13 protein-coding genes and 1 pseudogene are annotated in these 16,859 nt (G+C 72.0%); 9 read left to right on the forward strand and 5 right to left on the reverse strand.

Annotation, left to right across the window (positions count from 1 at the left end):
* Positions 1 to 59 precede the first annotated feature (59 nt).
* Positions 60 to 644, reverse strand: coding sequence for an AAA family ATPase (locus tag ACWC9T_RS20385; RefSeq protein WP_449822439.1), 585 nt, complete (start codon positions 642 to 644; stop codon positions 60 to 62).
* Positions 645 to 751: 107 nt separating this feature from the next.
* Positions 752 to 2,263 carry a S53 family peptidase gene (locus tag ACWC9T_RS20390; RefSeq protein ID WP_449822440.1) on the reverse strand — a complete coding sequence of 504 codons (1,512 nt, stop codon included), beginning with the start codon at positions 2,261 to 2,263 and terminating at the stop codon, positions 752 to 754.
* A 327-nt stretch (positions 2,264 to 2,590) separates the two neighbouring features.
* Here ACWC9T_RS20390 and ACWC9T_RS20395 point away from each other — a divergent pair.
* From ACWC9T_RS20395 to ACWC9T_RS20425, 7 genes and pseudogenes are all read left to right on the forward strand, one after another.
* Positions 2,591 to 3,185 (forward strand): annotated as a pseudogene (locus ACWC9T_RS20395) (isochorismatase family protein).
* A gap of 322 nt (positions 3,186 to 3,507) precedes the next feature.
* A complete protein-coding gene (locus ACWC9T_RS20400) occupies positions 3,508 to 4,851 on the forward strand; it encodes an ABC transporter substrate-binding protein (protein ID WP_449822441.1) in 1,344 nt (447 codons plus the stop codon).
* Positions 4,848 to 5,795, forward strand: coding sequence for a carbohydrate ABC transporter permease (locus ACWC9T_RS20405; protein ID WP_449822442.1), 948 nt, complete (start codon positions 4,848 to 4,850; stop codon positions 5,793 to 5,795). The genes ACWC9T_RS20400 and ACWC9T_RS20405 overlap by 4 nt, the downstream gene beginning before the upstream one ends.
* The gene (locus ACWC9T_RS20410; RefSeq protein ID WP_449822443.1) at positions 5,792 to 6,619 is read left to right on the forward strand and encodes a carbohydrate ABC transporter permease; all 828 of its coding nucleotides are present in this window, start codon (positions 5,792 to 5,794) and stop codon (positions 6,617 to 6,619) included. The genes ACWC9T_RS20405 and ACWC9T_RS20410 overlap by 4 nt, the downstream gene beginning before the upstream one ends.
* Positions 6,620 to 6,621: 2 nt before the next feature.
* Positions 6,622 to 8,346: a glycoside hydrolase family 36 protein gene (locus tag ACWC9T_RS20415; protein WP_449822444.1), complete on the forward strand. Its 1,725-nt coding sequence runs from the start codon at positions 6,622 to 6,624 to the stop codon at positions 8,344 to 8,346.
* A gap of 18 nt (positions 8,347 to 8,364) precedes the next feature.
* Complete coding sequence (locus tag ACWC9T_RS20420) at positions 8,365 to 9,399, forward strand: LacI family DNA-binding transcriptional regulator (protein ID WP_449822445.1); 1,035 nt, start codon at positions 8,365 to 8,367, stop codon at positions 9,397 to 9,399.
* Positions 9,400 to 9,447: 48 nt separating this feature from the next.
* Positions 9,448 to 9,924 carry a hypothetical protein gene (locus ACWC9T_RS20425; protein WP_449822446.1) on the forward strand — a complete coding sequence of 159 codons (477 nt, stop codon included), beginning with the start codon at positions 9,448 to 9,450 and terminating at the stop codon, positions 9,922 to 9,924.
* A gap of 108 nt (positions 9,925 to 10,032) precedes the next feature.
* Here ACWC9T_RS20425 and ACWC9T_RS20430 read toward each other — a convergent pair whose 3' ends face one another.
* Entirely contained in the window at positions 10,033 to 10,653 is a 621-nt protein-coding gene (locus ACWC9T_RS20430) for an L-threonylcarbamoyladenylate synthase (protein ID WP_449822447.1), read from the reverse strand.
* 159 nt (positions 10,654 to 10,812) lie between these two features.
* Positions 10,813 to 11,988, reverse strand: a complete 1,176-nt coding sequence (locus ACWC9T_RS20435) for a PP2C family protein-serine/threonine phosphatase (RefSeq protein WP_449822448.1) — start codon at positions 11,986 to 11,988, stop codon at positions 10,813 to 10,815.
* Positions 11,989 to 12,239: 251 nt separating this feature from the next.
* On the opposite strand from ACWC9T_RS20435, the gene ACWC9T_RS20440 reads away from it, so the two are divergent.
* On the forward strand, positions 12,240 to 12,818 hold the full coding sequence (locus ACWC9T_RS20440) for a hypothetical protein (protein WP_449822449.1): 579 nt from the start codon (positions 12,240 to 12,242) through the stop codon (positions 12,816 to 12,818).
* Positions 12,819 to 12,873: 55 nt separating this feature from the next.
* Here the strand turns inward: ACWC9T_RS20440 and ACWC9T_RS20445 are convergent, their stop codons facing one another.
* Positions 12,874 to 13,782, reverse strand: a complete 909-nt coding sequence (locus ACWC9T_RS20445) for a cyclase family protein (RefSeq protein ID WP_449822450.1) — start codon at positions 13,780 to 13,782, stop codon at positions 12,874 to 12,876.
* A gap of 171 nt (positions 13,783 to 13,953) precedes the next feature.
* On the opposite strand from ACWC9T_RS20445, the gene ACWC9T_RS20450 reads away from it, so the two are divergent.
* On the forward strand, positions 13,954 to 16,809 hold the full coding sequence (locus tag ACWC9T_RS20450) for a SpoIIE family protein phosphatase (RefSeq protein WP_449822451.1): 2,856 nt from the start codon (positions 13,954 to 13,956) through the stop codon (positions 16,807 to 16,809).
* Positions 16,810 to 16,859: the final 50 nt, after the last annotated feature.

Below are 16,859 nucleotides of genomic sequence, written 5' to 3' on the forward strand. Positions count from 1 at the left end.
CTGCCAGGACGGCGAGCGGACGGGCGGGCGCCGCACCAGCGCCGGATCAGCCTCCAGTCTTATTCGTGGAGGACGTCGTCGGGCCCGGTGCGCTTCGCTGTTTCGATCCAGTCGATGACCGCCTGGATGCCGACCGGCCCGGTGGTGTCGACGCGGAGGGTCGGGCCGACCCGGAGCGGGAGGGCCGTGCGGCGCCAGTGCTCCCAGTCGTCGGCCGTCAGCAGGGCACCGTGGATCGGGTGCCGTGGATGGCGCGCCTCGAAGCGGCGCCGGGCGGTCTCCAGCGGGACGTCGCACCAGAGTTCCACCGTGGCGGGATTGCCGGCGCGGTTCAGGCCCCGCAGCACGAAGTCGCGAACACTGCTCGGCCAGCAGGATTCGAGGACGGCGCCGGCGGGCGCGTCCGCCAGGAGCGCCCACATCGTCTCGCTCGCCGCGGCGCCGAGCGAAGCGTTCCAGCGTCCTTGCGGCGCGTCGGAGCGTTCGGCGCCCAGCACATCGGCGTGGGCCTCCTTGATGACGTCCTTGCTGAACAGCGGCAGCGCGAGGCAGCGGGACAGGGCGCGCGCCAGGGTCGACTTCCCCGCGCCGGGAAGCCCGTTGACCAGTACGGCGACAGGTCTCGTCGTGGTACCGGTGAGCACCGGCGATCCCTCCTGTGTCCCGTCATTCGGTTTGGCAGCGTGTGCCGCCCGCACGGCTTCGCCCCGCCGAGCCAGGGCTCGACGGGGCGCAGCGCAGTCAGTCGGAATCACCCGGTGTGGGCGGCGCTGACCATGTCGGGCAGCAGGTTCGCCGCGTTGGGGGTGCCGAGGCCGGTGATCGGGTCCCAGCCGGTGGTGGCGGGGTAGCCCGGGACGGTCGGGTCGGCGGTGTTGTTGCCGAGGGTCACGTCGTTGAAGTCGGCCGCGTACTTGGCAGGGTCGGTGCTCAGCTTGTACAGGGCCGGGTTGATCTGGCCGAGGCCGCCGCCGTTGATCTGGTCCGCGATGGAGACCAGGCCGGCCCACTGCGGGCAGGAGAGCGAGGTGCCGCCGATGTCGTACCAGCCCGTGCTGCACGGCGTGCCACCGCAGTTGAGGCCGGAGGAGCCGTCCGGCGGCAGCGACAGGTAGACCAGCGCGCCGGTGCCGGGGGCGGCCTGCAGGGACACGTCCGGCACGCCGCGCTTGGCGGCGATCGGGGTGGAGCCGGCGGGCAGCGCCGACTGGTAGGCGGGCTTGTCGAAGACCTGGCTGAACCCGCCGCCCGCGAATGTCCAACCGACCTCGGCCGCACCGGGGTTGGCCTGGCACTTGCCCGGGTTGTCGGTGCTGTCCACGGCCCGGTTCCCGGTCGCGTTGGGGTCGGTGCACAGGTACGTGCCGCCGACGCCGGTCACCAGCGGGTCGGAGGCCGGCCACTCGACCGCCGGGTCCGGGAGGGTGGTGCCGCCCGACTTCACCGGGGTCTTCGTCGAGCCAGCCGTGCCGTTGTCGCCGGAGGAGCCGAGCACCGTGATGCCGTTGAGGGCCGCCGACTTGAAGGCGTGCCGCAGGGGCTCGATCGACTGGGCGCTGCCGAACGCTCCTTCGGAGGAGGCGAAGGACTGCGAGATGACGTTCGCCAGGTGGTGGTCGACCACGTACTGCTCGGCGTCCATCAGGGCGGGGAAGCCCTGGACGCCGAGCGTCTCCGCAGTGGGCGTGGAGACCAGCAGGATGTTGGCACCGGGGGCCATGGCGTGCGCGGTCTCGACGTCGAGCGCGACCTCCAGCGCCCAGGCGGCCTTGCTCTCCTGGCCGGTGCCCTGGCTGGTGGACGGCGGCGCGGTGGTGCCCGGCGAACCCTGGACGTGCAGCTCGCTGAAGGTCGGCATGCCCGGCCGGCAGGTCACGCCCTCCTCGCCGCACATCGCGTTGACACCGAAGGCCTGGTCGAAGACGTGCAGGTCGTGCGCCATGGTGTCGCTGCCGTACGAGTCGAAGATGGCGATCGTCTGGCCTCGACCGTCATAGCCGTTGGCGTACAGCGGGCCCAGGTTGTAGGCGGCCCTGATCGCCTGCGGGCTGAAGCAGCGGCGGCCCGCGCTCGCGCACTGCGCCTGGGTGGGGGGAGTGGCGCCGGTCGACACCTGGCTGTAGTCGGCCACCGCGGGGTGCACCGCCGGGTAGCCGGTGGCCATGACGCTGCCGACCGTCGGGACGGCGAGCGCGCCGGAGGCCGCGAGGGCCAGGCTGCTCACACCCGCCAGGAGCATGCCGCGTATGGTTCGAGCCTTCAAGTAGTCCTCCATGAGGGTTGATTGGGGGACATCGGCCCGGGACCCGGGTCGGATCGAACGACACCGGGTACGTGGGTGATGGGGGATCTCCGGGACGCAAGGTCACGGACGGGCGTGAGTGTAGGCGTGTGAGCAGTCCGGCCTCAATGGCTGGTCGGAAATCAGTTCTCCCGCCCGATCCGCACGGTCGGCCCCGCCCGAAGGCCGCCCGAGTGCCCGAAACCCGTTCGGGTGAACGCCTGCGCGGCCCCTTCGTCCACGGCCCATCAACCCGCCGAGCTGGGCGGCGAATCCGTGGGAACCCAACCCCTGAGGAAAGGACGGCCGATGGCTCGCGCGCTGATCGTGGTCGATGTGCAGAAGGACTTCTGCGAGGGCGGAAGCGTCCCGGTCGGCGGTGGTGCCGACCGGGCGCGGGCGATCGCCGAGTTGGTCCAGGGCCCGGCGCGCGGGGGCTGGTCCCGCGTGGTCGCCACCCGGGACCACCACATCGACCCGGGCGGCCACTTCTCCGAGCACCCGGACTTCCGCGACTCCTTCCCGGTGCACTGCGTGGTCGGCACCGGGGGCGGCGAGTTCCACCCCGCCTTCACGCCCGCCGTCGAGGCCGGCGCGGTGGACGAGGTGTTCTTCAAGGGCGCGCGCTCCGCCTCCAAGAGCGGCTTCGAGGGCTTCACGGCCGACGGCACCCCGCTCGCCGACTGGCTGCACGACCGGGGGTGTGGACGCGGTCGACGTGGTCGGCATCGCCACCGAGCACTGCGTCAAGGCCACCGCCCTGGACGCGGTCAAGGCCGGCTTCGACACCCGCGTGCTGCTGGACTACACGGCGGGCGTGGCGACCGACACCACGGACGCGGCAGTCGTCGAACTGCGGCGCGCTGGCGTGGAATTGACGGGCGCGCCGGTCGTGCTCGGCTGAGCCGGCGGCACCCAGGCGGCGGCCTCAGGGCACCGGCGGCGGCCGTCACAGGCCTGCGGCCACCGCCGCGCCCAGGGCCAGCAGGACCACGCCGGTCACCGTGCTCGGCCCGTTCCGGCGATCGGTCATAACGGAACGGTTGCGGAGCTCGTTCTCCGCGCGCCCGGGGTTGACGGCGCGGGGAGGGCGGGCGTTTGCTGTCTTCGCTCGTGCGAACCTGTTGAGTTCTGATCTGTTTTGTGTGTTTGAACGTTCAAACCCACACCCCGAGCGTTACCTTGCCTCCGTCTCCGCTCAGCGCCACCCCATCGGGAGGAATGCAATGTCACACCTTTCCCGTCGCGACCTGCTCCGCGCCTCCGGAGCAGGCCTGTTCGCCCTGGCTGCCGGCGGCACCCTGGCGGCCTGTGGCGGCTCCGGCTCGGGCGGCGGCTCGGGCGGGGACGCCGACACCGGCACCGTCACCGTCTGGTCCTGGGCCACGGCCGCCGCCGCCCTGCGTGGAGTCGTCCCGGCCTTCGAGAAGGACAACCCCGGCATCAAGGTCGACGTGCAGGACATCGGCAACCCGGCGATCTGGGACAAGATCACCGTCGGTCTCGCGGCGGGCGGCCAGGGCCTCGGCGACGTGCTGCACATCGGCTGCGACTACCTGCCCGGCTACCTGGAGAAGTTCCCCGGCGGCCTGGCCAACCTCTCCGGGTACGGTGCCGACGCGCACAAGGACAAGTTCGCCAAGGGCCTGTGGCCCGTCGTCACCGGCAAGGACGGCCACGTCTACGCACTGCCCTGGGAGGTCAACCCGCTCGGCTTCTTCTACCGCAAGGACTACTTCGACAAGGCGGGCATCGACCCCACCACCCTCGCCACCTGGGACGACCTGATAGCCGTCGCCGACCGCTTCAAGGCCGCCAACCCGGGCATCTCCCTCATCGGCATCAACAAGGCCGCCAACCCGGGCCCCGACCTGGACTTCCTGCAGTCCCTCATGCAGCTCCAGGGCGCGTTCTACTTCGACCTCCAGGGCCGGATCACCCTCGGTTCCGAGCCGGGCGTGCGCGCCCTCGCCACCGTCAAGCGCCTGGAGGACGCCGGCCTGGTCGCCGACGCCCCCGGCGACCAGGGCTGGGCCACCGCGATGAAGGCGGGCAAGCTCGCCGTCGCCCCGATGCCCGCCTGGGCCGCGCACTACCTGGAGTCCAAGTTCGCCGACCAGAGCGGCAACTGGCGCCTCGCCAAGCCCCCGGCCGTCACCCCGGGCGGCAAGCGCACCGCCCTGGTCAACTCCACCCACCTCGCCGTCGCCGCCTCCAGCCCGCGCCGTCGCGCCGCCTGGAAGTTCGTCGAGTACGCGCTCACCCGCCCCGACTCCGTCAACAGCATGTTCGACGCCGGCGGCGTCTTCCCCGCACTCACCGCGGCCTACACCGGCCCGATGTACGCAGCGCCCCACCCGTACTTCGGCGGCCAGCCCGTCCTGAAGACCTTCGCCGACCTGGCCGTCGACGGCGGCGACCCGACCAACTACTCCGGGGACTACGCCCGCGCCCTCAAGCTCGCCAGCGACGCCCAGACCAAGGTCTTCCTCAAGGGCGGCGACCCCGCCGCCGTCCTCCAGGACGCCGCCAAACAGCTCGCCCAGCAGACCGGACGCGGCATCGCATGACCGCCGCCACCCCGTCCGCCGCCCCTGCCAAGGAGCTCGCCAAGCAGCTCACCAAGGACGTCGTACGGTCCCGCCGTAGCCCCCGGTGGCGCCGCGCCGCCCTGCCGTACCTGCTGCTCGCCCCCGCCCTGCTCACCTTCGGCGTGTTCAAGGCCTACCCGGTCGTCGACTCGCTGCTGCTCTCCTTCACCACCGGATCCGGCACCGCCACCCGCGCCGCCGGACTCGCCAACTACCGCCGCCTGCTGGACGACCCGCTGTTCTGGACGGCCCTGCGCAACACCGGCGAGATCCTCGTCGTGCAGGTCCCGCTGATGCTCGGCCTGGCCCTGCTGATGGCCGTCGGCATCAACTCCGCCCTGGTGCGCTGGCGCGCGGTGTGGCGACTCGGCGTCTTCATGCCCGCCGTCACCGGCCTGGTCGCCACCGGCGTGATGTTCGCCTTCCTGCTCAGGACCGACGACGGCGCGGTCAACTGGCTGCTCGACGCGGGCGGCCTGCCCACCGTCGACTGGCTCGGCCAGCCGTTCTGGGCCCGGATGTCGGTCGTCCTGGTGCTCACCTGGCACTACACCGGCTACAACGCCGTCATCTACCTGGCCGGCCTGCAGTCCATCCCCCGGGAGCTGTACGAGGCCGCGATGGTCGACGGCGCCGGGCCGGTCCGCCGCTTCACGGCCATCACCGTCCCGGCGCTGCGCCCGGTCCTGCTGTTCACCGTCGTGCTGTCCACCATCGGCACGCTCCAACTGTTCGACGAGCCGTACGTGCTGACCGGTGGCGGCCCGGACAACGCGAGCCTCACCGTCTCCATGTACCTGTACCAGAACGGCTTCCGCTACTTCGACTTCGGCTACGCCTCCGCCATCGCCTACGCGCTCACCCTGCTGGTGTCGGTGCTCGGCGCGGTCCAGATGCGCCTGATGGGGGACAAGGACACGTGAACCTCAAGAAACTGCGGGGCTGGCCGCTGACCTTCCTCCTCGCCGCCGTCACCGGCCTGTCCGTCGGTCCGTTCTACTGGCTGGTGATCGCCACCACCCGGAAGGACACCGAGATCTTCGACTGGCCGCCCGCACTGCTCCCCGGAAGCCACCTCGGTGACAACCTGGACCGGCTCCAGCGCCGGATCGGGCTGCTCCGGGTGATCGGGAACTCGTTGCTGGTGGCCGGAGTCCAGACGGCCGGCGCGCTGATCGTCGCGCTGCTGGCCGGCTACGCCTTCGCCAAGTTCCGCTTCCGCGGCCGCACGCTGCTCTTCGCACTGCTGCTCTCCACCCTCGTGGTGCCCGAACAGGTCATGCTGGTGCCGCTGTTCAAGATGATGATGAGCTTCGGGCTGCTCGACTCCTACCAGGCGATCATCCTGCCCGGCCTGTGCGTGCCCTTCGCGATCTTCCTGATGCGCCAGTCGCTGAGCGGCCTGCCGGACGAACTGCTCGACGCCGCCCGGGTCGACGGCGCGGGCGAGTTCCGGGTGCTGTGGAGCGTCGTCGTCCCGGTCATGCGGCCGGTCCTGGCAGCCCTCTCGATCTTCCTGTTCCTGGGCTCCTGGAACCAGTTCGTCTGGCCGCTGATCGCCCTGCGCAGTCCGGACATGCACACCCTGCCGGTGGCCCTCGCGACCCTGTACGGCAACAAGAGCACCACCGACTACGGCGCGATCCTCACCGGCACCGCGCTGTCCACGTTGCCGATGATGGTCCTCTTCCTGGTCCTCCAGCGGCAGTTCATCTCCGGCCTGCTGGCCGGCGCCACGAAAGGCTGAGCATGTCCGAGACCGTGAACGACATCTGGGAACCGCACGCCCCCACCGCCGCCAGCGGCCTGCGTCCGCTGTACGCCGAGGGGTTGGACCTGAGGGTGAGTGGCGCGGCCACCGCCCGGGCGGTCGCCGACGGAGTGGTCGAGGTGAACGCCGAAGGGAAGGGCGAACTGCGGATCGAGTGGCGGGTGCCCTGCGTGGACGCCACCGCCTTGTGGACACCCGAGCCGCGCGGCACCGGCTGGCTGCCCGCCGCCTGGAGCGCCCCGCGCCGTACGAGCCTGGCCGACGGCGCCCCGATCGCCGCGCTGGTCGGCACCGGGGACGTCGCGCTCTGCGCCTTCGCCGCCGAGCGCGCCGACGTGCTGGCCGGGGCCGGAGTGGTCGAGGAGACCGGCGAGTTCCGGTTCTGGGCCCAGGCCGCGGGCCGGCTCACCGTACGGATCGACACCTCGGGGCGGCACTTCGCCCGCTGCCTGGCCGACCTCGCCGCCTGGTGGGGCAGCGGCCGCGCCGCGGACATCCCCGAGGCAGCCCGTCGCCCCGCCTACTCCACCTGGTACTCGATGCACCAGGACATCACGCCCGAGCGCGTCGAGACCCAGGCCGCGCTGGGCAAGGAGCTCGGCCTGGACGTGATCATCGTGGACGACGGCTGGATGACCGCCGACCGCACCCGGGGCTACGCCCACTGCGGCGACTGGGAGCCGGTGTCGCTGCCCGACACCGCCGCCCACGTCCGCCGGGTGCACGAGCTCGGCGTGCGCTACCTGATCTGGTACGCGCTGCCGTTCATCGGCAAGGACAGCGCCGCGTACCAGAAGCTCGGCCGCTACGCCCTCGCCGACGCGGCACACCTGGGCGCGATCGTCGCCGACCCGCGCTACCCCGAGGTCCGCGACTTCCTCACCGACCGGCTCGCCCGTGCCGTCGAGGAGTGGGGCATGGACGGTCTGAAGGTCGACTTCGTCGACCGGTTCGCGCGGGCGGAGGTCGCCGAGCCCGGCCCCGGGGCGGACTGCGCAGGCGTGGACGAGGGCGTGGAGCTCCTGCTCGCGGCCGTCCGGCGCCGGATCACCGCCGCGAACCCGGAGGCGATGGTCGAGCACCGCCAGCCGTACGTCAGCCCGGGGCTGTGGCCGTACGTCACCATGATCCGCGCCACCGACTGTCCGCTCAGCCCGCAGGAGAACCGGCAGCGCACCATCGATCTGCGGCTCGCCGCCGGGCCCGTCCCGGTCCACTCCGACATGCTGATGTGGCACCCGGCCGAGCCACCGGAGCAGGTCGCCTGCCACCTGATCAACGTGCTGTTCTCGGTGCCGCAGATCTCCGTCGACCTCGCCGCGCAGAGCACCGCGCAGCGGGAGGCGATCGCCTTCTGGCTCGGCGTCTTCCGCGAGCACACCGCGACCCTGCAACTCGGCGAACTGCTGCCGGCCCGCCCGGACCTCGGCTACCCGCAGGTCGCCGCCCTCGGCGACGGGACGGTCGCGGTGGCCCGGTATGCCGCGCTGCCGGTGGACGCCTCCGGGGACGGCTGGCGCACCCTGCTGGTGGCCAACGCCGACACCGACCCGGACGTCCGGCTGACCGGCGGCAGCGGGACCGCCGCCGCCACCGTGCAGGACGCCCAGGGGCGTATCGTCCGGCAGGGCGAGGTCGAGCTCGACCGGGCGGAGCCGATCCCGGTGCCACGCGGCGGGCTGCTGACCCTGCGCCGCGACTGACGACTCCAGGAGGACCGCATGCCCGAGGGACCACACCGGCCGCGCCGTGGCGCCACCACCATCGAGGAGGTCGCCCGCGCGGCCGGGGTGTCCCGGCAGACCGTCTCCAACGCACTCAACGCCCCGCACCGGGTCCGTCCGGAAACGCTGGAGCGGGTGACCGCGACGATCCGCGAACTCGGCTACCAGCCCGACCAGTCGGCCCGCTCGCTGCGCAGCGGCGCCCGGCGCACCATCGGCTACCTCGCCCCGGTGGACGACCCCAATGACCCCAACCCGCTGATGGCCGGCTTCCTCGAGGCCCTGGTCGACGCGGCCGGGGAACAGGGCCGGCGGGTGCTGCTGTTCCGCCCGGGCCGCGGTGCGCCCGATTCGCTGGCTGCCATCGACGAGCTGGTGGCGGCCCGCCAGGTCGACGGGCTGGTGCTCGCGGACGTGCTCCACCAGGACGCCCGGATCGACCACGTCGCCCGGCTGGGCGTCCCGTTCGTCGCCTTCGGCCGGACCGGGCCCGCGCAGCCGCAGCACTGGGTGGACATCGCCAACGACGCGGCGATGGCCGCCGTGGTGCGGCACCTCGCGGCGCGCGGTCACCGGCGGATCGGGTACCTCGGGGCCTCCGAGGACCTGCCGTGGATGGCGGCGCGGCGGGCGGGCTTCCTCGCCGAGGCACGCCGACTGGGACTGTCCGCCGTCACCGCGACCCACCCGCAGGGGGCGGCCGTACGGGCGCTGCTGCGCGGGCCCGACCGGCCCACCGCCTTCGCGGCGGGCAGCGACCTGCTGGCCTTGGACGTGTACGAGGCCGTCCGGGCGGAGGGGCTGGCGGTCGGGCCGCGCGGGGTCGCCGTCACCGGATTCCACAACACGCCGCTCTGCCGCCACCTGCACCCGCCGCTGACCTCCGTGCGGCTGCCGCTGCGGGCGATCGCCGGCGCGCTGGTCGGGCGGCTGCTCGACCAGGGGCGTGGGGAGGCGGCACCGACGTCGGGGGTCGAGCTGGCGGCCGAGCTGGTGGTGCGGGGGAGTTCGGGGCAGGGCCGGCCTTCGTAACTCCCGCCTGCGGGAAGACGACGGGAGTACGAAGACCGGCCCGGGGCGGTGGTCTGCGCGACGATCACCAGCGGCGCCAAGCCCCGGAACGCCTTCTGGGACAAGCAGACCACCCCCTACCGGACGTTCGTCGACTGGCTGCGCGGCCCGGACCTCCAACTCGCCGTCGAAGCAGCCGTCCTGCGAACCGACGACTCCACCCAGCTCGACCAACTCTCCACTGTCCATGACATCCTGGATCGCGTAGCGTTCGTTCGTATGACCCACGACTCGGCGCCGCCACTGCTCGCGGTCGCGGCGGTTCTGCTTGCCCGCAACCTGATCCGGCGCCGACGGAACGGAAATCCGGTACCGCTGCTGCCCCGGTCCACCCCGGCCCGGGCGGTCGCCGTGGCGGTCGTCGCGCTGGTGGTGGTCTCAGGCGTACTGGCCGGCCAGCCCTGGGTGGCGTCGATCGTGCCCGCCGTGGCGCTCGGCGGACTCGCGGGCGCCGTCGTGGATCTCCGTTACCGCTCGCGCCGTTGACGCCGCTCCAGGGCACCGGCCACGGCATCCTGGCGGCCCGTCGTGTCAGGACCTCTGGTTTTCACCGGTCCGTCGTGCTGTCCGCGCTCCGCGGGTGTGCCCGGCCCGTCACTCGAAGCGCGTGGGGTCGCCGGCCCCGCGCCGGACGACTTCCGGCCCGCCGCCGGAGAAGTCGATGACCGTCGTCGGTTCCGTGCCGCAGTCGCCCGAGTCCACCACGGCGTCCAGCACGTGGTCGAGGCGCTCCTTGATCTCCCACCCCTGTGTCATCGGTTCGTCCTCACCGGGGAGAAGCAGGGTGCTGGAGACCAGGGGTTCACCGAGTTCGGCGAGCAGAGCCCTGGTGACGGTGTGGTCGGGGATCCTGACTCCCACCGTCTTCTTCTTCGGGTGCATCAGGCGGCGTGGCACCTCCTTGGTGGCAGGGAGGATGAAGGTGTAGCTGCCCGGCGTCGCGGCCTTGACGGCGCGGAAGACGTTGTTGTCGAGTTGGACGAACTGGCCCAGCTGCGCGAAGTCCACGCACATCAGGGTGAAGTGGTGGCGCTCGTCGAGACGCCGGATCGACCGGATCCGCTCAAGGCTGTCGCGGTTGTCCAGCTGACAGCCCAGGGCGAAACAGGAGTCGGTCGGGTACGCGATAAGGGCCCCGGACCGGAGACTGGCGACCACGGTGCTGATGGTGCGCGGCTGGGGAGACTCTGGGTGCACGTCGAAGTACTTCGCCATTGGCCGACCCTACGGGATCCCGGCGACGGATGGGCGCAGCCGCGACATCCCACTTCGCGAGCGGCCGCAGGGCGCTGCGTCCGCGGTGGTTGGTGCCGACGGTTCGAGCCGGTCTCGGCGAGCGTAGCGAGAGCCGGTCGCATCGGGGAGTCGCGCCGTCTAACGCGGCGTTGGACCACTCTCGCAGAGGGGCGGGTTTTGACCGGGCTCGTCGGGGTGGGCGGCGGTGGGTTCGGCGCGCCGGATGGCGATGACGGCGGCGTCGTCGTTGAGGCGGTGGCCGACGTGAGCGAGGAGGTCGCGGCGGATGTGGTTGACGAGTGCCTCGGGGGAGCATTTGGTCCAGTGGGCGGCGCGATCGGCGAGCGGGTAGAACTCGCCGGTGTCGTCGCGTGCCTCGGTGACCCCGTCGGTGTACAGCAGCAGGGTGTCGCCTCTTTCGAACGGGAAGTCGTCGCTCGGGTACGTGCCGTCGCCGAGGTCATTCACGCCGAGGGGTGGGGCGGCCGGTACGGAGTCGACGGGCAGTGCGCGGCCGTCGCGCAGCAGGAGGGGCGGCGGGTGTCCGCAGTTGGTCATGCGGGCGACCGGCTCGTCGTCGGGCAGGTCGAGGAGAATCGCGGTGATGAAGTGCTCGACGACGTCGCCGCTCTCCTGGGCGAAGTCGGTGAGGTAGCGCCCCACGTTGTGGTCAAGCGTGGACGCCAGGTCCGCCAGGGTGTCGTGCTGCGCGGCGATGAGGCGGAAGGCGCTGACCAGCAGGGCCGACTCGCCGACGGCGGCCAGGCCCTTTCCCCGGACGTCTCCGATGACCATGCGGGTTCCGCCCGCAGTGCGGGTGGCGGTGTAGAGGTCGCCGCCGATCTGTGTCTCTTTCTCGGCGGCGAGGTACATCGTGGCGATCTGAAGCGGCCCGATCTGTTCGGGCAGCGGGCGAAGCAGGGCGCGCTGGGCGGCTTCGGCGACTGACTGGGCGCGGGCGAGCTGTCCGGCCCGGTGTTCGCGGATGGCGGTGAGCATGACGATCAGGACGCACAGGACGGTCAGCGCGGCGATCTGCGCGATGTGGTTGCTGGTGGTGAGGCCGCCGTGGAGGAAGGCGATGAGGACCTGGGCGGCGATGGCCAGGGCTCCGACGAGGGCGGTCGGGCGGAGGCCGGCGAACGAGGGAGTGAGGGCGGGGGCGATCACCAGGAGCGGGCCGAGGTGGATGGTGGTGGGGGACCGGAGATCGACCACGGTGATCGCCACGATGAGGGCGAGCGGGATCAGCAGCAGCGCCCAGCTCCGTTGCCCGCGCTGCTGGAGGCGGGCCGCGCGTGCTCGGACTTCCATGTCCCCACTGTGCTCCTGGGCGTCGGCGAGCGCAGGCGTGTCGCACAATGCGTGGCAACTTGCTCACCGGTGGAAGAGGCCTTGCGAGGTGCAGACATCTCACCGGTATGCGGTACGCGCCGCATCTTCACCTGGCTGGACTCATGGTGTCACACCTTGGACAAGTCCGAAATGACAGTCATAAGGGCTGTCGTTACGTTCGTCGCAGGTCGGTCACCCGGCCGACGTCCGTGAGACAGAGAGACAGTGACATGCGCACGCGCACATTGGCTTTGGCCGCTGCCGGAGTAAGCGCGGCGGCCCTTGCGGCCACCGGTATCACCTACACCCTGACCGCCGGATCCACCTCGGCGTCCCCGTCTGTGCGGCAGCCGGCCCAGCCCGTGCGGCAAGCCGCCCCGGCGCACCCGTCTGTTCAGTCGGCGCCTCAGTCGGTCCAACAAGCCGCCCCGGCCGCGGCTGCCTCGGGCGGCGGCAGCGAAAACGCGGAGAAGCACGAGGACCACGACCGTCGGGGTGGCGGACACGGCCACGGCCATGAGGGCGCGGGGAGGATCTACTTCAACGAACGTTCGTACTCCGCCTCCGACGAGGGATGCATCACCGCTGCCAGCGGACTGGGCTCCAGCAGCTTCAGCATTTTCAACGACAGCCCGAAGGTCGTCGAGGTCTTCCGCGGCTTTTCCTGTGACAACGGCGGTCCGGTCGCCACCGTGGGTCCCTACGGCGCCACCAATGGCGTCGCGACCCGCACCGGCCACGGGCGCATGTTCGGTGACAACGGCGCCGTGGGCAGCTTCCGGGTGATCGGCGACCGTGACGAGTGGTGACAGTGCCGCCCGGGACGCGGCCGGTTCCCGGCCCCGCGGAGAAGACCGCGAGTGCTCAGAAGACCGCGAGCGGATTGACCGGGGAGCCGGTGCCGCGGGGGATGTTCAGGGGTGCGGCGACGAAGAGGAACTCCCATCGTGAGGTGCGTGCGCACGCCTCGGCCAGCGGTTCCAGGTCCAGGTTGTCGATCAGCGGCAGGCCCAGGGCGGTGATGGCCAGCACGTGGACCGGCGAGTGGACGCCGTCGACGGGGGACGGGCGCATGTCGCTGTCGCCGTCGCTGCCCAGTGCCGAGGCCTGTGACTCGCTCAGCACGCACATCGCGCCGGGATGCAGTCCCGCGCTGAGGTCGTCCGGGTCCCAGGCGCCCAGCCGCCGCCGTCGGGCGAGGTGGCCCGTGCGGACCAGGAGGATGTCCTGGGGGCGGAGCGGACTGCCCTGTTCCTCGGCGCAGACCAGCAGCTCCGGGCCGCCGATCGCCTCTCCCGGCTCCAGCCAGGCACGGCCACGCAGGCGTGGCACGTCCAGCAGGACTCCCCGCCCCACCAGCCCGGGCAGCAGGTCGGTCACCGCGCCGTAGGCGGCACCTTGCGAGGAGAACACCTCCCGCGCCCGCACTCCCGCGAAGAGCAGTCCGCCGTACGCGATGTGGCAGAGCGCGTCCAGGTGCGTCTGCGCCTTGCCGTGGTAGTCGGAGGCGATGAAGTCCCGGTGCACGGTCGGCTCGGGGGCCGTGACGTCGGCCAGTTCGGTCATCTGGTGCAGCGCCGGCCTGCGGTTGTCGGGCCCCGGCACGCTGTCCCACGGCCGCCCCATGGCGACGACCTCGCCCGTGCGTACGAGTCCGGCGGCTGCCACCCGCCGCCTTCCTTCGACCGGCCCGGGGAGACGGTCGCGGCGCATCTGCCGGAAAAGCGCGTCGAACTCCTCGCGGGTCATCGCCGGCCCGTTGACACTGGTCATGGCACTCCTCAACCCGTCCCCCGCTCTGCCGATGATGCGGTGATGGTCGCAATACCGCCACCGTGCTCGGGGAGTGCGCGCGATCCGGTGACAAGCACCGCAGAACGGGCAAAGTCCTAATATTGCATCGGAAGGGTGTAGCTCTGTGGAAATGTGAGCGCTGTGGCGGTCATGACAGCTTCGGACGAGGCGGGGATCGGTCCCGTACGGGCCCGTGAGCGGTTCATGCTCGGTGAACCGGTCGAGGGTGGCGTGCGGAGTCTGATCCTGAACTCCTGGCAACGCTGCCAGTCGATGGGGATCTCCCCGGACGGGTCCGAGCTCCCGTACCGGCCGGACATCGATCTGGACGGCCGGCTGGTCCGCGCGGCCAGGCCCGTGCTGGACCGACTGGCATCCAGGTTCGCCGGCAGTCGGATGAACGTGGCCCTGACCGACGGGGACGGGGTGGTGCTGCAGCGCCGTTTCGGCGAAGCGTCCATGGTCAGGCAGTTGCCCGCGATCCAGAGCGTCCCGGGCTTCGTGTTCGCCGAGCAGTACGGCGGGACCAACGGCATCGGGCTGGCGCTCACGGAGCGGCGGTTCATCCAGGTCTCCGGAGCCGAGCACTTCGCCGAGCGCGGCCAGTCGAACGCCTGCACGGCGATTCCCGTCCGTGACCCCCTCAACGGACGGATCGAGGGCGTCCTCTGCTTCGGCTATCCGCCCGCCTACGCGGACCCGCAGATGGAGGACCTGATCCGCAAGGCCGCCACCGCCATCGAGCGGCGCCTGCTGGCGCAGAGCTCGGCGCGAGAGCGCACCCTGCTGCGCGCGTACCTCGACTCCAGGCGCCGCGCCCAGACCGACCAGGCGGCCGGGGACGGGTGTCTGGTCGGGATGGACGAGCTGCCCCGGAGCGGGCTGGACCGGCGCGACCAGGTACTGCTCGAACAGATGGCCACCGATCTGATCTCCTCGGCCCGCCGCACCGCGGTCGAGGTGACCCTCGCCCAGGGCCGGCGCGTCACCCTGCTGAGCCGTCCGGTGGCCAGCCCGTCCGGGGTGGAAGGCTTCGTCATCGAGGCGATCCTGCACGGCGACTCGCTGCCCCGGCTCGCCGCCCCCGACCAGGCCGGTCGGCCGGTCGACCTCCCGGCGCCCGGCACGACCACCGCCGTCCCACCGCTCCGGCACCCCGTGGGCACCGCATCGGATCGCGGGGCCACGGTGCCGTCCGCCCCCGCGCGCGGCGCAGCCACCGGGCTGCTGCTGCTGGGCGAGCCGGGCGTGGGACAGTACGCCGTCGCGGCCCGCCGCCGCCTGGAGCTGCTGTCCGAGGCCAGCACCCGCATCGGCACCACCCTGAACGTGACCCGCACCGCCTGGGAACTCGCCGAGATGGCCGTACCGCGGCTGGCCGACTACGTCACCATCGACCTGCCCGAGACCGTCCTGCGCGGCGAGGAGCCCACCGACCCCAGCAGCGAGCTGCACCGCACGGTGGTCCACGGCATCCGCGCCGACTGCCCCTTCTACCCGGTCGGCGAACGGATCGACCTCAGCCCCACCACGCCCCATCGCCGCTGCCTGGCCAGCGGGCAGGCGGTGCTGGAACCCGATCTGCGCAGGGCCGCCGGCTGGATCTCGCAGGACCCGGAGGCGGCCGAGCGCCTCTTCGCGCACCACGTCCACTCCCTCATCACCGTCCCGCTGCTGGCCCGCGGCGTCGTGCTGGGCATCGCCGGCTTCTACCGCGCCCAGAACCCCGTCCCCTACGGGGACGACGACCGCTCGCTGGCCCAGGAGCTGGCCACCCGCGCCGCCATCTGCATCGACAACGCCCGCCGCTACACCCGCGAACACGCCATGGTCCTGGCCCTGCAGCACAGCCTGCTCCCGCGCAGCCTGCCCGAGCAGAGCGCCATCGAGGTCGCCCACCGCTATCTGCCCGCCGAGTCCGGGGTGCGCGGGGACTGGTTCGACGTCATCCCCCTCTCCGGTGCCCGGGTCGCCATGGTCGTCGGCGATGTGGTCGGCCACGGACTGCACGCCGCCGCCACCATGGGCCGCCTGCGCACCGCCGTGCACAACTTCGCCGAACTGGACCTCGCCCCCGACGAGCTCCTCACCCACCTGGACAACCTCGTGGGGCGCCTGGACCGGGACGAGGACGGCGCGGAGCCGGCCACCGGCAATGACGGCATCATCGGCGCGTCCTGCCTGTACGCCGTCTACGACCCGACCTCACAGCGCTGCACACTGGCCCGCGCCGGTCACCCGCCACCCGCGGTGGTCCACCCGGACGGCACGGTCACCTTCCCCGACCTTCCCGCCGGGCCCCCGCTCGGCCTGGGCGGCCTGCCGTTCGAAACCGCCGAGCTGCACCTCCCCGAAGGCAGCCAGCTGGTCCTCTACTCCGACGGGCTCCTCGAAGACCACAGCCGCGACCCCGACGCGGCCCTCGACCGCCTGCGCACCGCCCTGGCCCACCCGAACCGCTCACCCGAGGACACCTGTCGCACGGTCGTGGGGGCCGTGGTACCCGAGCACCCGGCCGACGACGTCACGCTGCTCGTCGCCCGCACCCACGCCCTCGACCCCGGCCGGATCGCCACCTGGGACCTGCCCGCCGACCCGGCCCGCGTCTGCGACATCCGCGCCGCCGCCGCCCGCCGCCTGAGCGACTGGGGACTGGACGAGGTCGCCTTCGTCGCCGAACTGCTGCTCAGCGAGCTGGTCACCAACGCCATCCGCTACGGCACCGAGCCCATCCAGGTCCGTCTGATCCACGACCGCGCCCTGATCTGCGAGGTCTCCGACGGCAGCAGCACCGCCCCCCACCTGCGCCACGCGGCCACCACCGACGAGGGAGGCCGCGGCCTGTTCCTCGTCGCCCAGCTCACCCAGGCCTGGGGCACCCGCTACACGGCCAGGGGCAAGGTCATCTGGGCCGAATGCGCCCTGGAGGCGTCCGACGGCGTCCCCGACCTCTTCGAGAGCCCCTTCCTCGAGAACCAGTTCGCCGACATTCCCGACATCGGATGACCCGCCCTCCGGACATCAGCGACCACCGTGGCGTGTCAACACCACGGCGG

The sequence above is a fragment of the Kitasatospora sp. NPDC001159 genome, assembly GCF_053598235.1.